The organism is Mycobacterium sp. NGS34 (assembly GCF_059812845.1).
The window spans coordinates 373,504-399,386 of the sequence record NZ_JCALDM010000002.1; the positions used below are offsets into that span (position 1 = coordinate 373,504).

Here is a 25,883-nt window from a genome sequence, read left to right on the forward strand (position 1 = left end):
CCCAAGGCCCCCGTCCTGGGCAAGGGCCCATATGGTTGGCAACGAAACCGACCAGGGGGAGCGACCGTGGACGTATACGAGGCAGTCACATCCCGACGAGCCGTGCGCGGATTCACCGACGAGCCCGTGTCGAGGGAGGTGCTGGAGCGGGTGCTGTCCGCGGCGGCGTGGTCGCCGTCCGGATCGAACCTCCAGTCGTGGAACTCCTACGTGGTGACCGGCGCGCCGATGGCCGAGCTCAAGAAACGCGCCGGCGAACGGGTGGCCGCTCACGGCCCCTGGGACGAGCGGGAATACGAGATGTACCCGGACGACCTGAAGTCCCCCTACCGCGAACGCAGATCCGCCTTCGGCCACGAGCGCTACAGCGCGCTCGGCATTGAGCGCGAGGACTGGGAGGCCCGTCAGCGGGCCGCCTCCGCCAACTGGGAGTGCTTCGGTGCGCCCGCCGCCCTGTTCTGCTACATCGACCGCGACCTGGGCCGGCCCCAATGGGCCGACGTCGGCATGTATCTGCAGACCGTCATGCTGCTGCTACGCGCCGAGGGGCTGCACAGTTGCCCGCAGATGGCGTGGTCGGTGTATCGCAAGACCGTCGCGGAGATCGTGTCGCCCCCGGACGGGCTGATCCTGTTCTGCGGCATGTCAATCGGGTACGAGGACCCCGCGGTCGGCTACACGCGCACGGGCCGCGCGCCGCTCGACGAGACGGTCACGTTCGTCCACGGCTAGACCCGCGTCAGCTATCGGGGAGGAAGGCTGGGCGGGGTCGTCCAGGTGTAGCTCGGCGTGGTGGTGGCGGTCGGTGTGCTGGTGACCGTGACGGTGCTCGTGCTGGTGCTGGTGCTGGTCGACGGCGGGGGCACCGCGGTCGTGACCGTGGTGACGGTGGTGGTCTCCGTCGTCGACGACGTCGTCGTCGCGGTCGCCGCGGTGATCACCCCGCAGGCCACCCGCTTGCCCGAATCACCGGTGGACGAGCCGCCGAGATTGTCCGCGGCCTGATGGATGACCAGCGCGGTGCCCGAGCTGTTTCTCAGGTCCGCGGCCGTGAACGAGTTCGTGGTGGTGACGAGTTTCGACGAGCCGTCGGAGCGCGCCTGCAGCGCGGTCAGGTCGCCGCTGGCGGGATAACCGGTGTGACCCGGCGCCTGGTAGACGCTTCCGGCGGAGCTGAAGTCGCCCTCGCATTTGCCCACCGCGTGGATTTGCAGCCCGTGGAAGCCCTGGGTCAGGACCTGGTTGGGGCCGGCCTCCACCGTCACCGTCGCGTAGCCGCTCGTGAAGTCGATGGTGGCGTTGGCGACCTGCGTCCCGTCGGCGCTCTTCAACTGAGTGGTCATCCGCTCGGCGCCGGCCGGCGCGCTCGAGGACGGCGACGTGGTGGACTGGTTACCGCCCTGGTTCGCGCAAGCGCCCAATGGCGCGATGGTCGCGGTGAGTGCCGCGACCGCAAAGGCCATTTCCCGTTTCATGGGCTGGGCCTACCCCGATGAGCGAATATCAAACGCCGCACAAAGATATGAGAGGCATATGAGCCGGGCCGCAGCCGATGCTCCGCACGCCCGCGGTGTGCGAGCGTGGGTTGCGTGGTCCCCGAACCGCACTTGGCGGAAGCGCTCAGGCAGGCCTCGAGCTATCTCTGGATAGCCGACGTGGCCCGCAAGAGGAACCTGCCCATGATCCAGTCGCTGTACAGCTTTGCCGCCCGGCAGATGGTGGCCTACACCGAGGACGGCGAAGAGTGGCACCTCCGCGCCGCTGCCGCCGCCGCGCACGACGCCACCGCGATGCACAACCTGCTCACCGGCCAGGTGACGGACGCACCGGGCGCGCTGGGCGCGCCGACCAACCTCTGAGGGCCTACCCGCCCAGCGCGCTGAGCACGGCTTTACGCCCGCGGACCCGGAGCTTGTGGATGCCCGATTGGCGCAACTCCGCGATGCGCTCGACCATCCGATTTCCCAGCGCCTCGAGCATCTCCTCGCTCAAATCGATTGGGGCCGGGCATAAGTCGCGCTCCTCCTCGCTCGCATGGGCGTCCAGCACGGTGACGAAGGAGTGCCACTCGTCCGGGTATTCCGGTGCGGTCGGCGACGTGCCGAGCAGCACCGCGAGCTGATCCCAGACCTGGCGGTGCTCCGCGTGGGCGATCGCGACCAGCTCGGTTGCCGCCGACACCGCGGGGTAGAACAGGTCGTCCTCGATGCGCATGTGGATGTCGAGCTCGATCAGCAGTTCATCGAGGGCGTCTTGCCGCTCGTCGGTGTCCGGCGGTATCGCGGTGATCTTCTCGCAGAGTCCACGCAGGACCTTGTGGTGCTCGAAAAGCACGTCGTAGGCGTTCATTTCGCCACCCCGCGCACCTCGACGAGCCCGTCGCGGATGCGCGCCGGGTAGCTCGGCAGCGCCGCCGTCGCGGGTCCGCGCAGCACCTCCCCGGATTCGCACGCGAACCTCGAACCGTGCCACGGGCACACGATGCGGTCCCGGTCGATCCAGCCGTCGCCCATCGGCGCGCCCAGGTGCGGGCAGCGCTCACCGACGGCCAGCACCCGACCGTCGTTGCGGTAGAGCACCACACCGACGCCGTCCACCTCGACCCGGCGCGGCTGGCCGTCCAGCGCGGCGGCCGGCAGCACCGGCGTCCAGTGGTCGGAGGCCAGCCGGTCGCCGGAGCGATCGACGCCGGTCGCCTCCCCGAACACCAACGCCCCGCCCAGGTAGCCACTGCCCAGCGTGATGCCGTAACCCAAAGCGCTGCTTGCTATTCCGCGAAGATGACGGCCGCGGCGGCGGTCCCACCACGACGCCGCGTACAGCCCCGTCGCGAGCGCGTTCAGCGCGCCGTGCACGAGGCCGATCCGGCGGGATTGCTCGTGGGTGTGCTGCCAGTCCGTCACGCCGGTGGCCGCGGCGCCGACACTTCCGACGATCCCGACCCCCAGCGCGAACCGCGACGCGTCGCGGTATTGCGGGGGGCGACCCGGCAGCAGGCCGGCCGCGTCCATCGCGACCGTCGTGGTCAGCGCCCCGGTCGGCACCGCCGTCAGCGCCGGATGCAGCGGGTGGCCCAGCCAGGTCCCGTGCAGCGCGTTGCCGACCCGATCCCGATGCCGGCCCATGGCGGCGAACAGGAACGTCAGCGCGTGCTCGAGGCGGTAGCTCGGCCGATCCAGCCACCGCTGCTGTCCGACGGTGGTCCGGACGCGATCGAGAAAATTGTTTGACCGTTCAGCCACGGCGGTCCTCCTGTGGCGTGAGCGAACCGACGCGGCGCAGCGAGTCTCGACGCCGCCTCGATCGGACCACGGCCGGCCTGCGGCGCGCAGTCCACCACTAGGACACGTGATGCCGCCGCAAATCGTTCACCCGACGAACGCGGGGATCAGGCCGAGCGGCGGATCCCGCGGTTGCGGCCGATGTCGCCCTTCAGCAGCATGTCGCGCTCGGATTCCGACAGGCCACCCCAAACCCCGTACGGCTCACCGACTTCCAGCGCGTGGGAACGGCACTCCTGGATCACCGGGCACCGCCGGCACATCTCCTTGGCGCGCTGCTCGCGCTGCATGCGGGCGCGGCCACGCTCGCCGTCGGGGTGGAAGAACATCGAGGAGTCAACGCCGCGGCACAGGCCTTGCAGTTGCCAGTTCCAGATGTCGGCGTTGGGGCCAGGTAGCTGCTCCGGCTGTGGCATTGGATCGTTCCCTCTCTGCACGGCACGCCCAGAAGTTCGGGGTTCGCGTAGCGTTCCGACAAGCGATTGTGCAACCGATTTTCGAGTGGGGTCTCCGATGACTACCCGTCGAAGTAGAACTTAGGGGCGTTGGCGAATTTCCGTCAATAGCCACTTAGCTCGCCAAAATATGTAAGCGTTGGAGCAGAATTAACTCGCCGTTCATGTGCCACGCTTTTGCTGACCAAGGACCGTGCTACCAGGCACTTGACCGGACCGAGATTTCCCAGCTCAGCGCGCAGGACAGTGGGGGGAGCAATTAGTACGCGGCTCGTGGCGATTAACAGCTCGGTAACAAGAACAGCACGAAGTGTTTACTACTATCACCGTGATTGAAACTGGTCACACTTCGGTGATTAACAGCACACTGGCAGCCGCCGCCTTCGGGGAGCAACCCGCAACCTGGCCGCTGCCGGCCGCACGCACGTCGCAGCAACTGTGGTGGCGGGCCGTCGCGGCGGGCGGGCAGGGCCGCTACGGCAGCGCCTACCGCGACTTGGCGGTGCTGCGACGAACCGTTCCGGCGGGCCGGTGGGTGTCGCTGGCCCACAGCACGCAGGGCTCGTTCCTGCGCCAGCTCGGCTGGCACACGCTGGCGCGGGGCTGGGACGGGCGCGCGCTGGCGCTGGCCGGCGCGGATCCCGAGGCCCGCGCCGACGCGCTGATCGGGCTGGCGGCCGACGCGCTGGGCGTCGGCCGGTTCGCGGCCGCGGCAACGTTGTTGGCCCGCGTGGACGACGGACCGGTGCCGGACCGGCTCCCGGTGCGCCGGGGCTGGGTGGCCGCCGAGTTGGCGATGGCCTCCGGCGACGGCGAGTCGGCGATGCGCCATGCCGAGGAGGCCGTGCGGCTGGCCGAGGCCATGGCCGTCGCGTCGGTGCGGCACCGCGTCAAAAGCGACGTGGTGCTGGCGGCCGCCCTGTGCAGCGCGGGCCGCGTCGAGCGCGCCCGCGCGGTCGCCGAGGCGGCGCTGGACGCCACCGGCCGATCGAATCTGATCCCGCTTCGGTGGGCGCTGGCTTGCTTGCTGATCGACATCGAAAGCGTCACGTTTTCAACACAAAAGCTGCGCGAAATTCGCGATATCTGCGCAGGCCAGGTGCGGCGCGCCGGGGGCGCGTGGCGTTCCGCTTGAAACGGCCTTCCGCCCGTTATTGTCAGTGCGTTAGTTAGCCCGCGATGTGTCCCGTTCGTAACGTTGGAGCAACCGCCGTCGATGACAATTCAAGGGGAACGTCTCGACGCTGTGGTTGCGGAGGCCGTAGCGGGGGACCGGAACGCCCTACGGGAGGTGCTGGAGACCATCCGTCCGATCGTCGTCCGATATTGCCGCGCGCGAGTCGGCACGGTCGCCCGGGGTGGTCTGACAGCCGACGACGTGGCACAGGAGGTGTGCTTGGCCACCATCACGGCGCTGCCGCGCTATCGCGAGCGGGGACGTCCGTTCCTGGCCTTCCTGTACGGCATCGCGGCCCACAAGGTCGCCGACGCGCATCGGGCCGCCGGCCGTGACCTCGCCTATCCCGCCGAGACCATCCCCGAACGCTGGTCGACCGACGCGGGCCCGGAGCAACGGGCCATCGAGGCCGACTCGGTCAGCCGGATGAACGAACTGCTCGAGATCCTGCCGTCCAAGCAGCGCGAGATCCTGATCCTGCGGGTGGTCGTGGGCCTGTCCGCCGAGGAGACCGCGGCCGCCGTCGGCAGCACGACGGGAGCGGTCCGCGTGGCCCAGCACCGGGCGCTGACCCGGCTCAAGTCCGAAATCGTAGCGGCGGGTGACTATGCCTGAATCCCTGGACGAATTCGCCAGCACCGATTTGCTTCTCGACGCGCTCGCCGAGCGCCGGCCGGTCGACCTGGACGATCCCAACGACGACGCGCTGGCGGTCCTGCTGGCGGACTGGCGCGACGACCTGCGCTGGCCGCCGGCCAGCGCGCTGGTTTCGCCCGAGGAGGCCGTCGGGGCGCTGCACGCCGGGCTGGCCGAGCGGCGGCGCGCCCGCCGCGGCCTGGCCACGATCGGATCGGTTGCCGCGACGCTGTTGGTGCTGAGCGGGTTCGGCGCCATGGTGGTCGAGGCCCGTCCCGGCGACACGCTGTACGGCCTGCACGCGATGTTCTTCGACCAGCCGAGGGTCAAGGACAGCCAGATCGAGCTGTCGGCCAAGGCGGAACTGGCCAAGGTTCAGCAAATGATCGACCAGGGCCAGTGGACCCAGGCGCAGAACCAGCTGGCCGAGGTCAGCAGCACGGTGCAATCCATGAACGACGGGGCCAGCCGCAACGACCTGCTGGACGAGGTGAACCTGCTCAACACCCGGGTCGAATCGCGCAACCCGAACGCGACGCTGCCGCCGGCCGCGCCGAAGCCGAAGGCGCCGGCCGATTCGTCGACCTCGTCGGTCGCGCCCAGTCCGAGCGGCAAACCCCCGTCGGCCGCCAGCACGACCGCAACCAGCCCGTCAGCAAGCCCCACAACGAGCCCGTCGTCCGGGCGGCATCGGCATCACGGGCACTCGTCCACGCCGTCTTCAGCGGCGCCGGACGAGACTCCCTAGCTCAGCGGCGGTGAAATCCGTCCGCGTCTGACGTCGCCTCGTTGAGCGAGGCGTCGGCGTATCCCCGGCAGTAATCCCACGTGACGTAGGAGTCGGGTTCGGGGTCGTAGGCGGGTTCGTGCGGGCGGACGGTGCCGTCGATGAGCAGTTGCAACAGGTTGGCCCGCAACATGTCCCAATCGTGGTAGTGGTCCTGCTGGCATTCGTCGCAGCACACCACGAGCCCGCGAATTCCCTTGTGCGCCAGCAGGGCCTCGTACACGGCCAGGTCGGCCAGGTCCGCCTCGACCGCCATTCGCTCTTGCTGATCCAGCGGTTGCCCCGGCTCGACGGCTTCGAGCGCAGCCGACGGATCGCAGGGGTCGTCGGCGAACGGGTCGGGTGGCAAACCCGGTGGGAGGTGGTCACGCACGCCTCTAGACTACGCAGGCGGGCCGTCATAGCGCCAGCAGGGAGACGCGCGGCGCGCGGCGCGCGCGGCGCGCCCGGGCAAGCGGGTCCGGTGTCCGCGCGAGCCGATAGGATGGGCTTCTCACTCCGCGCGCGCATGGAGGGCCCCACCGATGTCCCGTGGCACGTCCCACTTAGAAGACAGCTCCGACCTGGTTGCCAGCCCGTACCTGCGCGACCCCCACCTCACCGGGCTGGCCGACGAGCCGGTGCCGACCGGGGGCGACAACCCGTACAAAATCGCGATGCTCGGATTGACCTTCGACGACGTGTTGCTGCTGCCCGCCGCCTCCGATGTGGTCCCGGCCACCGCGGACACCTCCAGCCAGCTGACCAAGAAGATCAGGCTCAAGGTGCCGCTGGTCAGCTCGGCGATGGACACCGTCACCGAGTCGCGGATGGCGATCGCGATGGCCCGGGCCGGCGGCATGGGCGTGCTGCACCGCAACCTTCCGGTCGCCGAGCAGGCCGGCCAGGTCGAGATGGTCAAGCGCTCCGAGGCCGGCATGGTCACCGATCCGGTCACCTGCCGCCCGGACAACACGCTGGCGCAGGTCGACGCGCTGTGCGCCCGGTTCCGGATCTCGGGGCTGCCCGTCGTCGACGACGACGGCGCGCTGGTCGGCATCATCACCAACCGCGACATGCGCTTCGAGGTGGACCAGACCAAGAAGGTCGCCGAGGTGATGACCAAGTCCCCGCTGATCACCGCGCAAGAGGGCGTCAGCGCCGACGCGGCGCTTGGGTTGTTGCGCCGCAACAAGATCGAAAAACTCCCCGTCGTCGACGGCCACGGCCGGCTGACCGGGCTGATCACCGTCAAGGACTTCGTCAAGACCGAACAGCACCCGCTGGCCACCAAGGACAGCGACGGCCGGCTGCTTGTCGGCGCCGCCGTCGGCGTCGGCGGTGACGCCTGGGTCCGCGCGATGATGCTGGTCGACGCCGGCGTCGACGTGCTGATCGTGGACACCGCGCACGCGCACAACCGGCTGGTGCTCGACATGGTCGGCAAACTCAAGGCCGAGGTCGGTGAGCGCGTCGAGATCATCGGCGGCAACGTGGCCACCCGGGCCGCGGCCGCCGCGCTCGTCGACGCCGGGGCGGACGCGGTCAAGGTCGGGGTCGGCCCGGGATCGATCTGCACGACGCGGGTGGTGGCCGGCGTCGGCGCGCCGCAGATCACCGCGATCCTGGAGGCCGTCGCGGCCTGCCGCCCGGCCGGCGTCCCGGTGATCGCCGACGGGGGGCTGCAGTACTCCGGCGACATCGCCAAGGCGCTGGCCGCCGGCGCGTCGACGGCCATGCTCGGCTCGCTGCTGGCCGGCACCGCCGAGGCGCCCGGCGAGCTGATCTTCGTCAACGGCAAGCAGTTCAAGAGCTACCGCGGCATGGGGTCGCTGGGCGCCATGGCGGGCAGGGGCTCCGGCGGTTCCGGCGGGGGCAAGTCCTATTCCAAGGACCGCTACTTCGCCGACGACGCCCTCTCCGAGGACAAGCTGGTGCCCGAAGGCATCGAGGGCCGGGTGCCGTTCCGCGGCCCGCTGGGCTCGGTGATCCACCAGCTGACCGGTGGCCTGCGCGCGGCGATGGGCTACACCGGCTCGCCCACCATCGAGGTGCTGCAGCAGGCGCAGTTCGTCCGGATCACGGCGGCCGGGCTGCGCGAGAGCCATCCACACGATGTCGCCATGACGGTCGAAGCGCCGAACTATTTCGCGCGGTGAACAGCGAACTGGCAATGGTCGAGATCGGCATGGGCCGCGTCGCCCGCCGCACGTATGAACTGAGCGAGATCAGCATCGTGCCGTCCCGGCGCACCCGCTCTTCGAAGGACGTGTCGACGGCGTGGCAGCTGGACGCCTACCGGTTCGAGATCCCGGTGATCGCCCATCCCACCGACGCGTTGGTGTCGCCGGAGTTCGCGATCGAGCTGGGCCGCCTCGGCGGGCTGGGCGTGCTCAACGGCGAGGGGCTGATCGGCCGGCACGCCGACGTCGAGGCGAAGATCGCCCAACTGCTGGAGGCCGCCGAGAAGGAGCCCGAGCCGTCGGCCGCGATCCGGCTGCTGCAGGAACTGCACGCGGTGCCGCTGGACCCCGAACTGCTGGGGTCGGCGGTGGCCCGCATCCGCGAGGCGGGGGTGATCACCGCGGTGCGGGTCAGCCCGCAAAACGCGCAGGCGCTGACGCCGGTGCTGGTGGCGGCCGGGATCGACCTGCTGGTCATCCAGGGCACGATCGTGTCCGCCGAACGGGTGGCCAGCGACGGTGAGCCGCTGAACCTGAAGACCTTCATCTCCGAGCTCGACGTGCCGGTGGTCGCCGGCGGGGTGCTCGACCATCGCACCGCGCTGCACCTGATGCGCACCGGCGCCGCCGGGGTCATCGTCGGCTACGGCTCCACCCGCGGGGTGACCACCAGCGATGAGGTGCTGGGCATCAGCGTGCCGATGGCCACCGCGATCGCCGACGCCGCCGCCGCGCGCCGCGAATACCTCGACGAGACCGGCGGCCGCTACGTGCACGTGCTGGCCGACGGCGACATCCACACCTCGGGCGAGCTGGCCAAGGCCATCGCCTGCGGCGCCGACGCGGTGATGCTGGGCACGCCGCTTTCCGAGGCCGCCGAGGCGCTCGGGGGCGGCTGGTTCTGGCCGGCCGCCGCTGCGCACCCGTCGCTGCCGCGCGGGGCGTTGCTGCAGATCGCCGTCGGTGAGCGCCCGCCGCTGGAGCGGGTGCTGGGCGGGCCGTCCGACGACCCGTTCGGCAGCCTGAACCTGGTCGGCGGCCTGCGTCGGTCGATGGCCAAGGCCGGTTACTGCGACCTGAAGGAATTCCAGAAGGTCGGCCTGACCGTCGGCGGCTGAGCGCGGCGAGCGGCCGAATGTGCGGCCAGCCGCACGCTCGACTCCGAATGTGCGGCCAGCCGCACGCTCGACTGAGAAGCGGCCGCACGCCCCTGGTTTGTTACCGGCCGGTAAGGCCATACTGGTGCAATGAAGCCGGATTACGACGTCCTGATCATCGGGTCGGGGTTTGGGGGCAGCGTCACCGCGTTGCGGCTGACGGAAAAGGGTTACCGGGTTGGCGTGCTGGAGGCCGGCCGCCGCTTCTCGGACCAGGAATTCGCCGAGACCTCCTGGGACCTGCGCAAGTTCCTCTGGGCGCCCAGGCTCGGGTGCTACGGCATCCAGCGGATCCACCCGCTGCGCAACGTGATGATCCTGGCCGGCGCCGGGGTCGGCGGCGGTTCGCTCAACTACGCCAACACCCTGTACGTGCCGCCGGAGCCGTTCTTCAAAGACCGGCAGTGGTCGCACATCACCGACTGGCGCGACGAGCTGATGCCGCACTACGAGCAGGCGCAACGGATGCTCGGCGTGGTGGAGAACCCGACGTTCACCGATTCCGACCGCCTCATGAAGGAGGTCGCCGACGAGATGGGCTGCGGCGACACCTTCGTGCCGACCCCGGTGGGCGTGTTCTTCGGCCCGGACGGCACCAAGGCGCCCGGCAAGACGGTGCCGGACCCGTTCTTCGGCGGCGCGGGCCCGGACCGGACCGGCTGCCTGGAATGCGGCTGCTGCATGACCGGCTGCCGCTACGGCGCCAAGAACACGCTGGTGAAGAACTACCTCGGCCTCGCGGAAGCCAATGGTGCACAAGTCATTCCGATGACCACCGTGAAGGGCTTCGAGCAGCGCCCCGACGGGCTGTGGGAGGTCCGGACGGTTCGCACCGGAAGCTGGCTGCGCCGCGACCGGCGCACCTACACCGCCTCGCACCTGATCCTGGCCGCGGGCACCTGGGGAACACAGCACCTGCTGTTCAAGATGCGCGACACGGGCAAGCTGCCGCGCCTGTCGAAGCGACTGGGCGTGCTGACCCGCACCAACTCCGAGTCGATCGTCGGCGCCGCCACGCTCGAGGTGAAGCCCGAGCTGGACCTGACGCACGGGGTGGCGATCACGTCGTCGATTCACCCGACGTCGGACACCCACGTCGAGCCCGTCCGCTACGGCAAGGGTTCCAACGCGATGGGGCTGCTGCAGACGCTGATGACCGACGGGCACGGCCCCGGCGGCACCGATACGCCGCGCTGGAAGCAGCTGTTCGACCAGGCCGGCGAGAATCCGAAGCTGATGTTGCGGCTGCTCAACCCCCGGCAGTGGAGCGAGCGCACCGTGATCGCGCTGGTGATGCAGCATCTGGACAACTCGATCACCACGTTCACCAAGCGCGGCAAGCTCGGAATCCGTTGGTATTCAAGCAAACAGGGGCACGGCGAGCCCAACCCGTCGTGGATCCCCGTCGGCAACGAGGTCACCCGCCGCATCGCCGCCAAGATCGACGGCGTGGCCGGCGGAACCTGGGGCGAGCTGTTCAATATCCCGCTGACGGCGCACTTCCTCGGCGGCGCGGTGATCGGCGACAGCCCTGAGCACGGCGTCATCGACCCGTATCACCGGGTCTACGGCTACCCGACACTGTTCGTGGTGGACGGCGCGGCGATCTCGGCGAACCTGGGCGTCAACCCGTCGCTGTCGATCACCGCGCAGGCCGAGCGGGCCGCGTCGCTGTGGCCCAACAAGGGCGAGAACGACCTGCGCCCGCTGCAGGGCGACACCTACCGCAGGCTGTCGCCGGTTCCACCCGAGCACCCGGTGGTGCCAGCGCATGCGCCGGGCGCGTTGCGCTGGCTACCGAGCGACCCCGTTAGTACGGCAGGCTGACCCCTCAAATCAGCTTGCGATCGTCTCGGGGGTGGTTCGGTCGGCGACCCGCGGCGCTCGGCTACGCCGAGCTTGCGATCGCCTCCGGGGTGGTGGCATCGAGCGGGGCGCCGCTGACGACCCGGCTGCGTTGCCCGTGCACGTTGACGGGCACGTCGCCCATCAACGTGACCCGGTGCATGAGCCGATGCTGGCCGTCGTAGTCGTCGATGGCACGGTGCTGCGTTGCCCGGTTGTCCCAAATGGCAACGTCGCCGTATCCCCAACTCCAGCGAATGGTGTTCTCGGGCATGGTGATTCGCCGTTGCAGCAGCTCGAGCAGCACGGTCGACTCGTAGGTGTCCAACCCGACGAACCCGCGCACGAAATTGCCGAGCACCAGCGTCCGCTCACCGGTCTCCGGGTGCACCCGCACCACCGGGTGCTCGGTCCGGAACTCCTTCTTTTCGAACGCCTGGCGGAAGGCCTTCTGGGTGTCGGTCATCGCCTCGATCGATTCGGGCGTGATGTAGTCGTATCGGTTGGTGTGCAACGCCCACATGTTGTCGACCAGCCATTTGAGCGGCTCGGGCAGGTCGTCGTAGGCCGCGGCGGTGGAGGCCCACAGCGTCGAGCCGCCGTAGCTGGGCAGCGTGACCGCGCGCAGGATCGAGGCCGCGGGGTAGTTCGCGGCGAAGGTGACGTCGGTGTGCCACTGCGTCGCCTTGCCGTACTCGGAGTTGATGGGCGTGATGATCGGCGCCTCCTTGGCCGCCAGGAAGGCCGCCGCGGGGTGGCCGATCGGCGTGCCCAGCAGCCGCGCGAACTCGAGCTGCCCCTCGTCGTCGAGGTGGTCCTGCCCGCGGAAAAAGATCACCTTGTGAGCCAGCAGGGCCGCGCGGATCTCGTTGACGGTGGCCCGGTCGAGGTCGCCGCCCAGTTTCACTCCGTCGATTCGGGCGCCGATCCGGCTGCCCAGCTTGGTGACGGTCACCGCATCTGTCATTTCAGGGGTCCTTTTGCCGTAACTCGGTTGTAGTCACTCGACTAACAAGCTAGTGTAGTCACATGACTAAGGGTTCCGCAAGTGTCGCGCGCACGGATGTTCCCACCGGCCGGGAAGAGGTGGTCGCGGCGATTCTGGAGGCCGCCACCGACCTGTTCGCCGAGCGCGGTCCGGCGGCCACCTCGATCCGCGACATCGCCGCACGATCAAAGGTCAACCACGGCTTGGTGTTTCGTTACTTCGGCGCCAAGGATCAACTGGTCGGCTCCGTCCTCGATCACCTGGGTACGACGACGACCGAGTTGATGCAGGCCGACCCCGCGGCCCCGGAGGCGGAGCGGGCGCTTGACCGGCACATCCGGGTGATGGCCCGCACGTTGCTCGACGGCTATCCGGCGGGGAAGTTGCAGACGCGGTTTCCGGGCGCCTCGGCGCTGTTCGACAGCGTCCGCGCGACCCGCGACGAAGGCCGTGACGGGGACCGCAGCGCCCGCCTGGCCGTGGCCAATGCCTTTGCGCTGCAATTCGGTTGGCGGCTGTTCGCGCCCTTCCTGCGCTCGGCCACCGGTCTCGACGAACTGACCGACGAAGAGGTGCGCGAGGCCGTGGGCGTCGAGGTGGCCCGGATCGTCGAGCCTCACTGACTCCGGGCCAGCGCGCGCCGGTGCAGCGGCTCGCGGCCCGGCGGCTGCTGCGGTGCCGGCAGCAGCGGCTTGCGGATGTGCACCGCGACGGTCGTGGGCGCGTCGGTGCTCAGGGTGAGCTGCTCACCGGCGTGCCGGATGTTCAGCTCGTGGTCGGGCCCGTCGTGCACCGTGTAGGTGACCTCGGTGTGGTTGACGTCGACCGTCAGCCGGAAGTCTCGCCAGCGCAGCCGGAACCGTAGCCGCGAAATGCCGTCGGGCAGTAGGGGATCCAGCGACAGGACGCCCTCGTCGTCGCGCAGGCCGCCGAACCCGACGACCAGCGTCATCCAGGCCCCCGCCAGCGACGCCATGTGCAGCCCGTCGCGGGTGTTGTGGTGCAGGTCGCGCAGGTCGATCAGCGCGGCCTCGTAGGCGTAGTCGTGCGCCAGCTCCAGATGGCCGACCTCGGCGCACATCACCGCCTGCGAGCAGGCCGACAGCGACGAGTCGCGCACCATGCGCCGCTCGTAGTAGTCGACGTTGCGCGCCTTCTGTTCGGGCGTGAACGCGTGGCTCTGCCACTGCATCGCCAGCACCAGGTCGGCCTGCTTGATCACCTGCGCGGGGTAGAGGCGCACGTAGGCCTCGTGCAACAGCAGGGGATAGGTGGTGTTCTTTTCGAAGTCCCATTCGGCGAAGGTGGTGAAGCCCTCGCACTGCTGATGCACGCCGAGTTCCGCGTCATAGGGAACGTTGACCGCGCCGGCGGCGTCGCGCCAGGCGGCCGTCTCCTCGGTGGTGACCTCCAGCGCCTCCGCCTCCTCGGGGTGGCGGTTGCAGGCGTCGGCGGCCGCGACGAGGTTGTGCGCCGCCATCAGGTTGGTGAAGACGTTGTCGCGGACCACCGCCGTGTACTCGTCGGGGCCGGTGACGCCGTCGAGGTGCCAGACGCCGTGCCGGTCGTGGTGCCCGAGCGACATCCACAGCCGGGCGGTCTCGACCAGCACCCGCAGCCCGCAGTCCCGCTCCAGGTCGTGGTCGCCGGTGACGATGCGGTACCGCTCGAATGCCATCGCGATGTCGGCGTTGATGTGCCAGGCCGCGGTGCCGGCCGGCCAGTAGGCCGAGCACTCCTGCCCGCGGATGGTTCGCCAGGGGAAGCTGGCTCCATCGAGGCCGAGCTCGGCCGCGCGTTCCTTGGCGAGGTCCAGCGTCGACGCCCGCCACCGCAGCGCGTCGGCGACGGTGTGCGGCGCGGTGTAGGTCAGCACGGGCAACACGTAACCCTCTGTGTCCCAAAAGGCGTGGCCGTCGTAGCCGGTTCCGGTGAGCCCCTTGGCGGCGATGGCGCGGCGTTCGGCGCGCGCGCTGGCCTGCAGCAGGTGGAACATCCCGAACCGGACGGCTTGCTGGGATTCGGGGTCGCCCTCCACCTCGACGTCCGCGTTCTGCCAGAAGTCGTCGAGGTAGGTCCGCTGCGCGTCCAGCAGCCCCTGCCAGCCGCTGTAGCGCGCGCTGTGGATCGCGGCGGCGGCCTGGTCGCGCAGCGCCGGGCGGGAGCGCATGCTCGACCAGCCGTACGCCAGATACTTGACGATGCGCAGCTTCTGGCCCGGGCGCAGCCCGCAGATCACCGTGGTGCGCGCCAGGTCGGGACGGGCGTCGGTGCTGAACTCGACGCGGCCGGGAACGTCGATCTCGTGGTCCATCGCGGCGGCCATCATCAGCGCGCTGGCCCGGGTCCGGTGCATGAGAAGCGCTCCGGTGTCGGTGTTTTCGTGGTCGACGGCCTCGAGCGGGTTCTCCAGGATCGCCGACACCCGCGGGTCGTCGGAGGTCTCGGGCTGGTCCTCGTTGGTGACCAGCTCGGACTGCACGGTGACGCGGACGAATTCCTCGACCGCTTCGACGACGTACTCGATGGCGGCGACCCCGCGCTGGGCCAGCGAGACCAGCCGGGTGGACACGACCCGGATCTGCTTGCCGTTGGGCGAGCGCCAGTGCGCGCTGCGGGTCAGCGTCCCGGCGCGCAGGTCGAGCACCCGCTCGTGGGAGAGCAGCTCGCCGTAGCGGACGTCGAACGGCTCATCCTCGACCAGCAGCCGGATGATCTTGCCGTTGGTGACGTCGACGAGCGTCTGGCCGGCCTCCGGGTAGCCGAAACCGGCCTCGGCGTACGGCAGCGGCCGGATCTCGTAGAAGGAGTTCAGGTAGGTGCCGGGCAGGCCGTGCGGCTCGCCCTCGTCGAGGTTGCCGCGCAACCCGATGTGGCCGTTGGACAGGGCGAACAGCGATTCGGACTGGGCCAGCAGGTTCAGGTCGAGCTTGGTCTCGCGGATCTGCCAGGGTTCGACGGGGTAGCACTCTTCGGTGATCATGACGGCAGCAGGTCGGCGAGGTCGGCGACCACCACGTCGGCGCCGTTGCGGCGCAGGTCCTCGGCCTGGCCCACCCGGTCGACGCCCACCACGTAGCCGAAGTTACCCGCGCGGCCGGCCTGCACGCCCGACAGCGCATCCTCGAAGACCGCCGCGGCGCCGGCGGGGACATCGAGGAGCTCGGCTCCGCGCAGGTAGGAGTCGGGGGCCGGCTTGCCGGCGATGTGCTCGTCGCGCAGCGTGACGCCGTCCACCCGCTGCTGGACGAACCGGTCGAGGCCGGTGATCTCGAGGACGTCGCGGGTGTTGGCGCTCGAGGACACCACGGCGATGCCGAGGCCCGCGGCCGAGACCGCCTCCAGGTAGCGGCGCGACCCCTCGAATACCTCGACGCCGTCGTCGCGCAGCACCTTCTGGAACATGTCGTTCTTGCGGTTGCCCAGGCCGTATATCGTCTCGGCGTCGCCGGGGTCGTCCGGGCTGCCGTCGGGCAGCTCGATTCCGCGGCTGGCCAGGAACGACCGCACCCCGTCCTCGCGCTTCTTGCCGTCCACGTATTTGCGGTAGTCGGCGGCCGCGTCGAACGGGACGAATTCGTCCCCGGTTCGTTTCGCCCGCTCGGACAGGTAGGCGTCGAACATCGCCTTCCAGGCCTTGGTGTGCACGCTCGCGGTGTCGGTGAGCACACCGTCGAGGTCGAACAGGCAGGCGCGCACCTTCTCCGGCAGACCCAGCACGGGTGGACCTCACTCTCGGGTATCGAGTCGGGCGACGATATCCACTCCACCATGCCTGCCCGTGGGCCGCCAGGGGCACGGGCGCTGGACTGCGGCCGTGCTTCAATCCGTGGATGACCGATGCCGCGCCGTGGTGGCTCACGTGGCCCGTTGGCGAAGTGGCCGCGGCGATCCTGCCGCTGTTCGCTAATTCCGAAGAGCAGTGGGAGCGGGAGGCGAGGGGCTGCATCGTCACCTGGTGCAAGACGGGCGTGTACAAGTACGGGATCCGGGACATGAACCGGAGCCATCCCTTCCGCGATCCCGACGCCCGCGCGGTCAACGAAGCGATGCAGGTTCTGGTGACCGCCGGCTTGCTGGTCCGCGGCGAGCACGGCGACCGCACATATATAGGCCTGACCCGGCTGGGCTGGCAGGCGCTGCAGACCGACACGGTGCGCCGGCATCTCGGGCTCGGCGACGCGACGCCGACGGCCTAGGGACGCTACGCGTCGTTCAGCAGACCGCGCTCGATGAGGTCGAAGACCTGGGCCCGCGCGAACCGGACGGCCGCGGGGCTTTTCGGTAGCGGACCGTCGAGCAGCAGGCAGGCCAGCCCGTGTACCGCGGACCAGGCGGCGATTTCGGCGCCCGGTCGGCGGCGAGCGTCCAGCAGGCCGGCGGCCAGGGCCTCGTCCAGAACCTGGCCGAGGACCCCGAATGGGTCGGCGGCGGTGTCCGCCGGCTCGGGGGACGACGTCGCGGGATGCGAGGTGAACGCGGCGCGAAACAGTCCCGGTTCGGACATCGCGAAGTCGATGTAGGCGGTGCCGACGGCGCGCAGCCGCTTGCGCGGGTCGTTGCTGCGATTGACGCGCCGGCGCATCTGCGCGGCGAGCTCGCCGCGCGCGTAGTTCGACACCTCGGCCAGCAGCGCCTCGCGGTCGGCGAAATGGCGGTAGGCCGCCGAGTGCGACACCCCGGCCGCCCGGGCGGCCTCGCGCAGGATCACCCGCTCGGGCCCGCCCCCGCGGGCCAGCGCGATGCTCGCCTCGACCAGGGCCGAGTGCAGGGCGCCGTGGTGGTAGCCCTTCTTGGCAGGGGGGCCGACGGAACTCATGCCAAACACGATCTCACGTCCGTTCAAATGTTGACAACGGTCACATAACCGTCGCATACTGGCGGAAGTAACCATTGGTCACATTGGGAAGGAACTTCGATGATGAACACACGTGTGCTGGTAACCGGCGCGACGGGAAAGGTCGGCGGTGCGGTGGCGGCCCAGTTGCTGGAAAAGGGCGTGGTGACGCGGGCATTGGTGCATCGCGACGACAAGCGGAGTGCCCGGTTGCGAGAACTGGGCGCCGAGATCGTCGTGGCGGATATGCATGACATTCAACAGGTTCGGGCCGCCGTCGACGGCGTGGACCGGTTGTTCTTCAATCCCCCGTATCACCCGCACGCGCTCGACAGCGCGGTCAGCTTTGCCGTGGCCGCGCGCGAAGCCGGGGTGGAGGCGGTGGTCGCGCTGGGCCAGTGGCTGGCCAGTCCCGAGCACCCATCCCTGATGACGCGCCAGCAGTGGCTGTCCGACAAGCTGTTCGAGCTGCTGCCCGACATCGCCCACGTCGCGGTCGATCCCGGCTTCTTCGCGGACAACTATTTCCAGGTGCTGCCGGTCGCCGCCCAACTCGGGGTGTTACCGATGCCGCAGACCGGTGGCCGGCTCAACGCGCCGCCGTCCAACGAAGACATCGCCCGGGTCGCGGTGGGCGCCCTGCTCGACCCGCACCGCCACGACGGTCGGGCCTACCGACCGACGGGGCCAAAGCTGTTGTCCGGCACTGACATCGCCGACGCGGTGGGTGAGGCGCTGGGCCGACCGGTGCGCCTCATGGAAATTCCGCCGTGGATGTTCCTGCGGGCGGTGCGGGTGAACGCCAAGCGCCTGGGGGTCGACATGTTCTTCGAGTCGGGGTTGCGCCATTACCTGCCCGAGACCGGGCTGGGCAGCTGGGAGGTGGGCGGCCCGACCACCGATGTGCGTGACGTCGCCGGGGTCGAACCCGAGGACTTTCGCACCATCGCGCGCCGCTACGTCGGGGCGGCGGACACCCGGCGCACGCCGGGCAGGATGTTGCGCGAGATCGGCAACCTCGTGCTGACCGGGCTGGTGCCGACGCCCCGGCTCGACCGCTTCGACCGGCGCCAGCAGCATCCCCGGCCAGCCCGGCCGCGGTTTTCGGGCGAGTCGGCGGTGTGGTTCGGCGAGCACACCCCGTCGGGTGAGCCGGCCCGCTACCGGTTCGGCCTAGGCGAGACCCTGGCGGTGGATGTCTAGTAGGTGGTGGCGCACCTCGTGCGCCGTGTTGACGGCCACCCAGCGCAGCGTCCGTTCGCTGCGCTGGGGCCAGTTGTAGACGATGCGGCGCTCCCAGTCGGGGGTGTCGAGCCGGCGCAGGGTGTTCGCCAGCAGCCGCGCCGCGACGGTGACCTCCTCGGCGACCTCGGCGGGATCGCTCTCGGCGTATCCGTCGTGGGCGACGCGTTCGTCGCGGCCCATCGGCACGGCGGCGGGCACGTCGACGCGCCGGGCCAACAGCACCCGCTCACGCTGGGTGATCAGCACGTCGCGGACGTGGCAGGCGTACTCGAGCGGTGACCACAGCTCCGGTGCGGTCCGCCGCGCGAGGGTGGCCGGCTCGACGGTGCTGAGCAGCCGGGCCAATTCGGCGACGCCACCCCGGATCTCGTCACCGGACCGCGTTGCGGCGGTCAGGTCGTATGTGTATCCACACTCCTGGCACCGTTCCACCGTCACAGCTTATGGACGGCGCGCGAGCCGGATGATCCGGACCATCTCCTCGGGCCGCTCGAGGGCCGAGAAGTGACCCGCGCCGGCGACGGTGACCGCCCGGACACCCAGCAGGCGGGCGACCTGTTCCCGGTCCGCCGGGCGCGACCAGTCGTCCTCGCTGTAGACCAGCGTGACCGGCGTATTCACCTGCGCGTAGCGGCCTTTCGCAGCGATGAGGCCGGGAAGGATGCGCATGATGGCCCGGTTCACCCGGGGGTAGCCGCGCCGGCGGCCGCTTCGCCGGAGCTCGGTGAGGAAGTCCTTGGGCAGCGCGCGGCGGTCGGCGAAGCCGCCGGCCAGCACGCCTTCGAGGATGAGCCGGTTTTCCAGCACGGCGAAGATCGGTCCCGATCCGGGCAGGCGCACGCCGGTGCCGATCACGCGGGCGAACCAGTTGCCGCGCTCGAGGCCGTCCGGGTAGTCGTAGGGGTTGAACGCGATCACACTGCTCACCCGGTCCGTCAGTTCGATCGAGGCCGAGAGCGCGAGCGCGCCGCCCATCGACTCGCCCGCCAGCGTGACGTCGCGCAGGCCCAGGCTCCCGATGAATTCGACGACGGCGCCGCGCAATTCGGCCTCCCCGTACCGGGCGCCCGGGACGATGTCGGACCAGCCCATGCCGGGCAGGTCCAAGGCGTACACCGTGAAGTCGTCCCAGAGCGCGGGCACCGCGCGCTGAAAGTAGTCCAGCTGCGTGCGGACGGTGTGCAGCAGGACGAGCGGTGGGCCGGATCCCGCCGTGAAGTAGCGCAACCGGGACCCGTCGGACCGAGGGAGGAAACTGACCTCGCCGCGGCCGCCGCTCCACGCCAGCGTGTAGCGCTGGTCCGGAACCTCGTAGGGCGCCATGGCCGTTACCGTTCGCAAATCGCTTGGATGGCGTGCAGGCGGCCGTCGGACAGGGCCTGGGTCAGGTTTTCGGCTTTTTGGCGGAAGTCGGTGACGAAGGCGTGCAGGCCGAGCGGGCCTTCGGGCTGGGCCAGGATGGCCTTCATGAGCGCGGCCGCCTGGTCGGTGAGGTCGTTCCACGCCTTGACGGTGAAGCCCGCCGATTCGACCGCGGCGCGTAGCTCGCCGGGGGTGGCCAGATGGCTGCGCGCGGGGTGGTCGGCCCAGGGCAGGGGATAGGCGAGTTGGCCGGCGTCGCCAATCGTGATGTCCCACAGGGCAAGCCGACCGCCGTCCTTGAGCACCCGGTGAGTCTCGGAGTACAGGCGCGCCTTGTCGGCCACGTTCATCTGGACGTGCTGGCTGATGGCGACGTCGAAAGCACCGTCGGCGAAGGGGAGTTCGGTGACGTCGGCCCGGCGCACCTCGATGAGGGCGTCGAGCCCGACCAGCCGGTTGAGCCAGCGGTTGGTTTCGCAGTACTCGTCGGTGAGGTCCACCGCGGTGACCCGGCAGCCGTAGTGGTCGGCGACGTAGCGCCCGGTGCCGCCGACGCCGCTGCCGGCGTCGAGGACCTCGCTGTCATTGGTGAGTTCAGCCAGGTCAACCAGTTGGGCGGTGGCGATGCGGCCCATGGTGTGGAAGTCCTCCAGCATCGCCAGGTCGGCCGGCGCCAGGTGGTCGAGGTCCATCCCGGCGGAGCGCAGCGCCCGCTCGATGTTGTTGCGCGAGAGTCCGGTCGAGTATTGGTCGGCGATTGCGTTGGTCATTTCTGCACCTTCGTCCACGCGGTGATGATGGAGGGCATGGTGATGAGGGCGTTGGCCGCGAGCGCCTCCTCGCGGAAACGCGGCACGAACTCGTCCATGTCGCCTAGATCGTCGAGGCCGTAGCCGCCCTGTTCTGCGATGGGCGAGACGAGCCGCCAGACCTCCGCGCCGTAGGCGAGGATGTCGGCGTCGGCGGCGGTGCCGATCGGCGCGCCGATGGTCAGCTGCGGCGCGCCCACGCCGGCTTCGGCGAACACTGTGTGCAGCGTGGTGCCGAACCGCGGGCTCATGCCCATGGCCTCGAAGGCGCGGACGATGCCCGCGATCACCTCGCTGAAGAACGGCAGGTCCGGGACGCTGCGCGCCCGGGTGATGTCGATCTCGGCGAACGCGAGCACGCCGCCGGGGCGCAGCAAGGAGCTGAGGTACCGCAGGGTGGCGGCCGGGTCGGGCAGGTGCATCAGGATCAGCCGGCCGATGACGGCGTCGACGGGTTCCTCGAGGTCGATGGCGTCGATCGCCGATTGCGTGAAACGGACTGTCGTCAGGCCTTTTTCGGCGGCCCGGGCGCTGGCCAATTCGACCATCGCGGGTGCGGCGTCCACACCGAGCACGCTTCCCGTAGGCCCGACCAGGCGGGCGGCGACGAACGACACGTCGCCGGGGCCACTGCCGATGTCGAGCACCCGCATGCCCGGGCGCAGCCCGGCGAGCCGCAGCGCGTGCTCGGTGTATCCGTCGTACAGCCGTGCCTGAAGGAGTAGTCGCTGCACCTCCACGTCGTCGTGCCCGAGGACGTAAGTGCTGGCTGGTGGGGTCGTGTTCATCGCGTTGCTGCCCTTTCTGCGGTGGGGGTGAGTTGCGTTTCTTGTTGACGTGCCGGCAGGAGCCAGGCCACGACGATCGCGGCGCCGAGCGCGATGCCCGCGCACACCAGCGAGCTCACCTGGAGGCCGTCGAGGAAGGCGCGATCGACGACGGCGCGGACGTGACCGGCCTGGGGGGCGGGCAGGCGTCCGATCACGGTGTGCGCGAAGGCCATCGAGTGCCGCATCGCCTCGGCGGGCAGTCCCGTCAGCGCGGTTGCCCCGAGATGTCCCGAATACACCGACGCGAAGATGCTGCCCGCGATGGCCACTCCGAGGGTGCCGCCGAGTTCCCGCGTCGTGTCGTTGACGGCCGAGCCGACCCCGGCCTTGTCGACCGGTAGCGATCCCATGATGGCCTCGGTCGCGGGCGAAAAGGTCAGGCCGAGGCCGCCGCCGAGCAGCAGCATCTGGACGGCGATCTGGTTGTAGGGCGTGGCGGCGTCGGCCGTGGACGCCCAGGCCAGGCCGGCGGCGAACACGGTCAGGCCGCCGGCGACGATGGCGGTGGTGCCGATCCGTTCCACCAGCCGGGGCCCCACGATGCTGGCCACCACGATGGAGGCGGCGACCGGAAGCAGGCGCACGCCGGCCTGAAACGCCGTGTAGTCCTTGATGAATTGGAAGTACTGCGTGATGACGAAGATGAACCCGAACAGCGTCAGGAAGCCGACGGTCACCGCGAGGCTGCCGCCGGAGAACCGCCGGTTTGAGAACACCGAGACGTCCAGCATCGGGTGGGTGGTGCGCCGCTCCCACACCGCGAACGCCGCGAGAACTGCCGCGGCCAGCGCGAATCCCGTTGCCGTCTTAGCGTTGGTCCATCCCCAGGTGGGCGCTTCGATCACGGTGTAGACCAGCGTCGTGATTCCCACCGCGGACAGGATCAGGCCGGGGACGTCGACGCGCGGCGCCGCGGGGTCGCGGGACGTCGGGACGAACAGGATGCCGCCGATGATGGCCAGCGCCGCGATCGGGATGTTCACCATGAAGATCGAACCCCACCAGAAGTGTTCGAGCAGCCAGCCACCGCTGATCGGCCCGACAGCCACCCCGACGCCGACCATGGCCGCCCACAGCCCGATGGCCTTGGCGCGCAACAACGGGTCGGTGAAGATGTTGGTGATCAGGCCAAGCGTGGTCGGGAAGATCACCGCGGCGCCGACGCCCATCGCGGCGCGGGCCGCGATCAGCGCGTCGGCCGAATTCGCTTGCGCGGCAACGGCGGAGGTGAGCGCGAACAGCGCCAGTCCGGAGTTGAGCCAGCCCCGCCTGCCGTAGCGGTCGGACAGGCTTCCGGCCGACAGCAGCAGCCCGGCCATGACCAGGGTGTAGGCGTCGACGATCCATTGCAGCTGGGCGGTGTCGGCGCCGAGTTCGCGCGACAGGGTGGGCAGCGCGACGTTGACGATGGTGGCGTCGACGCTGATGACGAAGACGCCGAGGCAGATGACGGCGAGCGCGGCGATCGGGCGGTTTCGGAAGATCGGTTCGGTGCTCATGGACAAGACGCTAAAGCTAATAGACAAATAAATCAAGTAGTAAGTTGAAAAAGATGTCTGGACGAGGTACGGTGGCGTGGTGGCGTCCCGCAGGATGTACAACCAGAACTGCCCGATCGCGCGTGGACTCGACGTCCTCGGCGAGCGGTGGACGCTGCTGATCCTGCGCGAGTTGGTCGGCGGAGCCCGCCGCTACGGCGACCTGCGCGACGCGCTACCCGGGATTGCGACCAATCTGCTCGCCGAGCGCCTCAAGGAGTTGCAGGAGGCCGGGCTCGTCGACCGGACCGATCTGCCCGCCCCGATCGGGCGCACCGTGTACACCCTCAGCGACACGGGCTGGCAGCGGGTGCTGCCCGTCCTGCGCAGCGTCGCGTTGTTCGGCCTGGACCGGCTCGACCCGATCGGCGATGGCCCCGCGTCACCGTTGAACGGTTTTCTGGCCGGATTTCTGCTCGGCTTCGATTCGGCCGGCGCGGCGGGCCTGGAGGCGACGATCCGCCTCGAAATCGACGGCCGCCGTTTCGAATTCGCAGTGACGCAGGGGCGGCTCGCCGGCGCTCGTGGCGAGCCTTCGTTGAAGATCACCGCCGGCGCCGCGGACCTGGTCACCGCGCGCCTCGGCGCCAGCGAGGCCAAGCGGCGGGCGGCGCTGCGGCGCATCGACTTCGATGGCGACCCCGACGCCGTCGACGCGGTGCGCCGGGCGTTCGCGCTCCTCTAGACCCACTTTTCCGAAATCGTGGATTTTCGGCCCACCCTGCAATACAGTCGTATCGCCCTTGTGCTGTTTAGGCATGTCCATACGAAGGGACGGCTGTGATGAGTTTTGCGGTGCTGCCACCAGAGGTGACGTCCGCGCAGATGTATACCGGTGCCGGCTCGGGGCCGATGCTGGCCGCCGCGGCGAGCTGGGCCGGGTTGGGCGACGAGCTGGGGTCGGCGGCGGACTCGTTTTCCTCGGTGACCTCGGGCCTGGCGGACGGGCCCTGGCAGGGTCCGGCGTCGGCGGCCATGGCCGCCGTGGCCACTCAGTACGCGCAGTGGCTCAACGCGTCGGCGGCTCAGGCCGCCGGCGCGGCGGCACAGGCCAATGCGACGGCCGAGATCTTCGAGGCGGCCAAGGCAGCGATCACGCATCCGGCGGCCGTCACCGGCAACCGCCTGCAGCTGCTGTCGCTGGTGCGCTCCAACCTGTTCGGGTTCAACGCCCCCGCGATCGCGGCCACCGAGGGTGCGTACGAGGAGATGTGGGCCCAAAACGTCGCCGCGCTGTCGGGCTATCACGGCGCCGCCTCGGCGGTGGTCGCCGAACTGGCGCCCTGGCAGCAATTGCCGTCTGCCCAGGCGACTCCGGCGGTCGCCCTCAGTGCTACCCCTTGGGGTCAGATCGCCGCGGCGCTCGCCCCCGCGCGAACCCAGGTCGAGGCGGTTGACGAGCTGGCATACGCCGCGGGCCAAGCCGCGCTCCGGGCCGACTTGCAGCAATTGAACAACAATCTTGTCCGTCCCCTCGTGAGCTTCATGCCAGGTGTGCAAGGCCTCGAACGCAGCGTGGAAGAGAGCGCCGACGCACTGGCCAGGCTGGGCAGGGGGCTTGAAGCCGAAGCCGCAGCCGACGCCGTTTCGATCATCACTACCGGAGCCTTGCCGGCTCCGCCCGTTACGTCTCCGCCGCCCAGTCCGCTCCCGCCGTAGCAGTCCTCACCAGGACACCGGAAGTTCGGCGAGCCCGCCGGCCAGCACGTCGGAGCGCATGGGCAGTGTCGCGGGATCGACTGTCAGGCGCATCGACGGGAATCGCGGAATCAGCTGTCCGAAAACGGTTTTCAGCTCGATGCGGGCCAGGGGCGCACCGATGCAGTAGCGAGCGCCGTGCCCGAACGTGAGGTGGGCGGTCTCCTTGCGGGCGACGTCGACGCGCCGCGGCTCGGCGAAGGCCGCGGGGTCGTGGTTGGCCGCTCCGACGTCCAGCAGCACCAGGTCCCCGGCGCGGATGGCGACGCCGTCGATGTCGAAGTCGGTGCGCGCGTAGCGGGGGACGCCGCCCACCGGGCCGGCGCCCGCCGTCGCGCGCAGCAGCTCCTCGACGGCGTGGGGGATCAGCGCGGGATCGTCGACGAGCGCCCGCCACTGGTCGCGATGCGTCAGCAACAGCATTGCCCCGAGCCCGATTTGGACCACCGTGGTCTCGTGCCCGGCGAACAGCAGGAACATCGACATCGTCGCGGCCTCCTCGTCGGAGACGCCGTTGGTGGCGCACAGCCGCGACATGACGTCGTCGCCCGGATGGGCGCGCTTGCGCCCGACCAAACCGCGGCCGTAATCGAACAACTCGGCCAGCCCGCGCTCGGAGCGGGCGTGATCGCGCACGTTGCCGGCGTCCTCCGCCCAGGCGCGGAACTGGTCGCGGTCGGAATAGGGCACCCCGAGTAGCTCGCAGATCACCAGGATGGGCAGCGGCAGCGCGAGGCGCGCGTGCAGGTCGGCCGGCGGGCCCTGGGTCGCCAGGTCGTCCAGCAGGCCGGCCGTGAGCGCCGCCACCCTGGGTTCCAGCGACCGCAGGTGCCGCGGTGAGAAGTGGGGCTGCAGCAGTGCGCGCATCCGCGCGTGATCGGCCTCCTCGGTGTCGAAGTCGCCCAGCGGCCCACCGAATAATGCGGATTCCCCCGTGCGCGAGGCCGTTTCGGGGTTCCGATGCGAGCGACCGAGGCGATCGTCGTCGAGCAGCCGCCGCACCTGGGCGTAGTCCGTGACCAGCCAGGCCTCGTGGCCGACCGGCGTGCGCACCGCATGAATGGATGTCATGGCGC

At 69.8% G+C, this 25,883-nt stretch carries 26 protein-coding genes and 2 pseudogenes; 13 read left to right on the forward strand and 15 right to left on the reverse strand.

What is annotated here, in order from left to right:
• Positions 1–66: 66 nt before the first annotated feature.
• Positions 67–732, forward strand: coding sequence for a nitroreductase (locus tag AC5Y7V_RS06725; protein ID WP_499879252.1), 666 nt, complete (start codon positions 67–69; stop codon positions 730–732).
• 11 nt (positions 733–743) lie between these two features.
• Here the strand turns inward: AC5Y7V_RS06725 and AC5Y7V_RS06730 are convergent, their stop codons facing one another.
• Positions 744–1,475 carry a superoxide dismutase family protein gene (locus tag AC5Y7V_RS06730; RefSeq protein ID WP_499879253.1) on the reverse strand — a complete coding sequence of 244 codons (732 nt, stop codon included), beginning with the start codon at positions 1,473–1,475 and terminating at the stop codon, positions 744–746.
• A gap of 105 nt (positions 1,476–1,580) precedes the next feature.
• Between AC5Y7V_RS06730 and AC5Y7V_RS06735 the strand changes: the two genes are divergently transcribed.
• A complete protein-coding gene (locus AC5Y7V_RS06735) occupies positions 1,581–1,859 on the forward strand; it encodes a hypothetical protein (RefSeq protein ID WP_499879254.1) in 279 nt (92 codons plus the stop codon).
• Positions 1,860–1,863: 4 nt separating this feature from the next.
• Here AC5Y7V_RS06735 and AC5Y7V_RS06740 read toward each other — a convergent pair whose 3' ends face one another.
• The 3 genes from AC5Y7V_RS06740 to AC5Y7V_RS06750 form a co-directional block, all read right to left on the reverse strand.
• A complete protein-coding gene (locus AC5Y7V_RS06740) occupies positions 1,864–2,349 on the reverse strand; it encodes a hemerythrin domain-containing protein (protein WP_499879255.1) in 486 nt (161 codons plus the stop codon).
• Positions 2,346–3,137 carry a Rieske (2Fe-2S) protein gene (locus tag AC5Y7V_RS06745; RefSeq protein WP_499879630.1) on the reverse strand — a complete coding sequence of 264 codons (792 nt, stop codon included), beginning with the start codon at positions 3,135–3,137 and terminating at the stop codon, positions 2,346–2,348. The genes AC5Y7V_RS06740 and AC5Y7V_RS06745 overlap by 4 nt, the downstream gene beginning before the upstream one ends.
• A gap of 251 nt (positions 3,138–3,388) precedes the next feature.
• Positions 3,389–3,697: a WhiB family transcriptional regulator gene (locus AC5Y7V_RS06750; RefSeq protein ID WP_067009583.1), complete on the reverse strand. Its 309-nt coding sequence runs from the start codon at positions 3,695–3,697 to the stop codon at positions 3,389–3,391.
• Positions 3,698–4,064: 367 nt separating this feature from the next.
• Here AC5Y7V_RS06750 and AC5Y7V_RS06755 point away from each other — a divergent pair, with 367 nt between their 5' ends.
• The 3 genes from AC5Y7V_RS06755 to AC5Y7V_RS06765 all read left to right on the forward strand — a co-directional run bounded on the left by AC5Y7V_RS06755 (position 4,065) and on the right by AC5Y7V_RS06765 (position 6,297).
• Positions 4,065–4,871 carry a hypothetical protein gene (locus AC5Y7V_RS06755; protein ID WP_499879256.1) on the forward strand — a complete coding sequence of 269 codons (807 nt, stop codon included), beginning with the start codon at positions 4,065–4,067 and terminating at the stop codon, positions 4,869–4,871.
• A gap of 81 nt (positions 4,872–4,952) precedes the next feature.
• Entirely contained in the window at positions 4,953–5,528 is a 576-nt protein-coding gene (locus AC5Y7V_RS06760) for a sigma-70 family RNA polymerase sigma factor (protein ID WP_499879257.1), read from the forward strand.
• Positions 5,521–6,297 (forward strand): anti-sigma-D factor RsdA, encoded by a 777-nt coding sequence (locus AC5Y7V_RS06765; RefSeq protein ID WP_499879258.1) that lies wholly within the window; start codon positions 5,521–5,523, stop codon positions 6,295–6,297. The genes AC5Y7V_RS06760 and AC5Y7V_RS06765 overlap by 8 nt, the downstream gene beginning before the upstream one ends.
• A 1-nt stretch (position 6,298) precedes the next feature.
• Here AC5Y7V_RS06765 and AC5Y7V_RS06770 read toward each other — a convergent pair whose 3' ends face one another.
• A complete protein-coding gene (locus AC5Y7V_RS06770; protein WP_066933952.1) occupies positions 6,299–6,709 on the reverse strand; it encodes a DUF5319 domain-containing protein in 411 nt (136 codons plus the stop codon).
• A gap of 151 nt (positions 6,710–6,860) precedes the next feature.
• Here AC5Y7V_RS06770 and guaB point away from each other — a divergent pair, with 151 nt between their 5' ends.
• The 3 genes from guaB (at position 6,861) to AC5Y7V_RS06785 (ending at position 11,482) form a co-directional block, all read left to right on the forward strand.
• Positions 6,861–8,474, forward strand: a complete 1,614-nt coding sequence (gene guaB / locus AC5Y7V_RS06775; RefSeq protein WP_499879259.1) for an IMP dehydrogenase — start codon at positions 6,861–6,863, stop codon at positions 8,472–8,474.
• Positions 8,475–8,488: 14 nt separating this feature from the next.
• The gene (locus tag AC5Y7V_RS06780; protein WP_499879631.1) at positions 8,489–9,616 is read left to right on the forward strand and encodes a GuaB3 family IMP dehydrogenase-related protein; all 1,128 of its coding nucleotides are present in this window, start codon (positions 8,489–8,491) and stop codon (positions 9,614–9,616) included.
• Between the two features lie 129 nt (positions 9,617–9,745).
• Complete coding sequence (locus tag AC5Y7V_RS06785; protein ID WP_499879260.1) at positions 9,746–11,482, forward strand: GMC oxidoreductase; 1,737 nt, start codon at positions 9,746–9,748, stop codon at positions 11,480–11,482.
• A gap of 61 nt (positions 11,483–11,543) precedes the next feature.
• Here AC5Y7V_RS06785 and AC5Y7V_RS06790 read toward each other — a convergent pair whose 3' ends face one another.
• Positions 11,544–12,467, reverse strand: a complete 924-nt coding sequence (locus AC5Y7V_RS06790; protein WP_499879261.1) for a TauD/TfdA dioxygenase family protein — start codon at positions 12,465–12,467, stop codon at positions 11,544–11,546.
• A gap of 62 nt (positions 12,468–12,529) precedes the next feature.
• Between AC5Y7V_RS06790 and AC5Y7V_RS06795 the strand changes: the two genes are divergently transcribed.
• The gene (locus AC5Y7V_RS06795; RefSeq protein ID WP_499879262.1) at positions 12,530–13,111 is read left to right on the forward strand and encodes a TetR/AcrR family transcriptional regulator; all 582 of its coding nucleotides are present in this window, start codon (positions 12,530–12,532) and stop codon (positions 13,109–13,111) included.
• Here AC5Y7V_RS06795 and AC5Y7V_RS06800 read toward each other — a convergent pair.
• On the reverse strand, positions 13,105–15,471 hold the full coding sequence (locus tag AC5Y7V_RS06800) for a glycoside hydrolase family 65 protein (RefSeq protein ID WP_499879263.1): 2,367 nt from the start codon (positions 15,469–15,471) through the stop codon (positions 13,105–13,107). The genes AC5Y7V_RS06795 and AC5Y7V_RS06800 overlap by 7 nt on opposite strands.
• A pseudogene (locus AC5Y7V_RS06805) lies at positions 15,468–16,221 on the reverse strand (beta-phosphoglucomutase family hydrolase). The gene AC5Y7V_RS06800 and the pseudogene AC5Y7V_RS06805 overlap by 4 nt, the downstream one beginning before the upstream one ends.
• Positions 16,222–16,321: 100 nt before the next feature.
• On the opposite strand from AC5Y7V_RS06805, the gene AC5Y7V_RS06810 reads away from it, so the two are divergent.
• Complete coding sequence (locus AC5Y7V_RS06810) at positions 16,322–16,687, forward strand: hypothetical protein (RefSeq protein ID WP_499879264.1); 366 nt, start codon at positions 16,322–16,324, stop codon at positions 16,685–16,687.
• A 5-nt stretch (positions 16,688–16,692) separates the two neighbouring features.
• Here the strand turns inward: AC5Y7V_RS06810 and AC5Y7V_RS06815 are convergent, their stop codons facing one another.
• Entirely contained in the window at positions 16,693–17,307 is a 615-nt protein-coding gene (locus AC5Y7V_RS06815; RefSeq protein WP_499879265.1) for a TetR/AcrR family transcriptional regulator, read from the reverse strand.
• Positions 17,308–17,409: 102 nt separating this feature from the next.
• Here AC5Y7V_RS06815 and AC5Y7V_RS06820 point away from each other — a divergent pair, with 102 nt between their 5' ends.
• Positions 17,410–18,528 carry an NmrA family NAD(P)-binding protein gene (locus AC5Y7V_RS06820; RefSeq protein WP_499879266.1) on the forward strand — a complete coding sequence of 373 codons (1,119 nt, stop codon included), beginning with the start codon at positions 17,410–17,412 and terminating at the stop codon, positions 18,526–18,528.
• On the opposite strand, the gene AC5Y7V_RS06825 is transcribed toward AC5Y7V_RS06820, so the two are convergent.
• The 5 genes from AC5Y7V_RS06825 to AC5Y7V_RS06845 are packed head-to-tail and all read right to left on the reverse strand — an operon-like array spanning position 18,499 to position 23,070.
• Positions 18,499–19,008 carry a DinB family protein gene (locus AC5Y7V_RS06825; protein ID WP_499879267.1) on the reverse strand — a complete coding sequence of 170 codons (510 nt, stop codon included), beginning with the start codon at positions 19,006–19,008 and terminating at the stop codon, positions 18,499–18,501. The genes AC5Y7V_RS06820 and AC5Y7V_RS06825 overlap by 30 nt on opposite strands.
• A 3-nt stretch (positions 19,009–19,011) precedes the next feature.
• Positions 19,012–19,893 (reverse strand): alpha/beta fold hydrolase, encoded by an 882-nt coding sequence (locus tag AC5Y7V_RS06830; protein ID WP_499879268.1) that lies wholly within the window; start codon positions 19,891–19,893, stop codon positions 19,012–19,014.
• 5 nt (positions 19,894–19,898) lie between these two features.
• Positions 19,899–20,702 (reverse strand): class I SAM-dependent methyltransferase, encoded by an 804-nt coding sequence (locus AC5Y7V_RS06835; protein WP_499879269.1) that lies wholly within the window; start codon positions 20,700–20,702, stop codon positions 19,899–19,901.
• On the reverse strand, positions 20,699–21,529 hold the full coding sequence (locus tag AC5Y7V_RS06840; RefSeq protein WP_499879270.1) for a class I SAM-dependent methyltransferase: 831 nt from the start codon (positions 21,527–21,529) through the stop codon (positions 20,699–20,701). Before AC5Y7V_RS06840 ends, AC5Y7V_RS06835 begins: the two co-directional genes overlap by 4 nt.
• On the reverse strand, positions 21,526–23,070 hold the full coding sequence (locus AC5Y7V_RS06845) for an MFS transporter (RefSeq protein WP_499879271.1): 1,545 nt from the start codon (positions 23,068–23,070) through the stop codon (positions 21,526–21,528). Before AC5Y7V_RS06845 ends, AC5Y7V_RS06840 begins: the two co-directional genes overlap by 4 nt.
• A 94-nt stretch (positions 23,071–23,164) precedes the next feature.
• Between AC5Y7V_RS06845 and AC5Y7V_RS06850 the strand changes: the two genes are divergently transcribed.
• Complete coding sequence (locus AC5Y7V_RS06850) at positions 23,165–23,794, forward strand: winged helix-turn-helix transcriptional regulator (protein ID WP_499879632.1); 630 nt, start codon at positions 23,165–23,167, stop codon at positions 23,792–23,794.
• A 98-nt stretch (positions 23,795–23,892) separates the two neighbouring features.
• Positions 23,893–24,483 (forward strand): annotated as a pseudogene (locus AC5Y7V_RS06855) (PPE family protein); the annotation flags it as partial.
• A gap of 291 nt (positions 24,484–24,774) precedes the next feature.
• On the opposite strand, the gene AC5Y7V_RS06860 reads toward AC5Y7V_RS06855, so the two are convergent.
• On the reverse strand, positions 24,775–25,878 hold the full coding sequence (locus tag AC5Y7V_RS06860; RefSeq protein ID WP_499879272.1) for a cytochrome P450: 1,104 nt from the start codon (positions 25,876–25,878) through the stop codon (positions 24,775–24,777).
• Between the last annotated feature and the right edge of the window lie 5 nt (positions 25,879–25,883).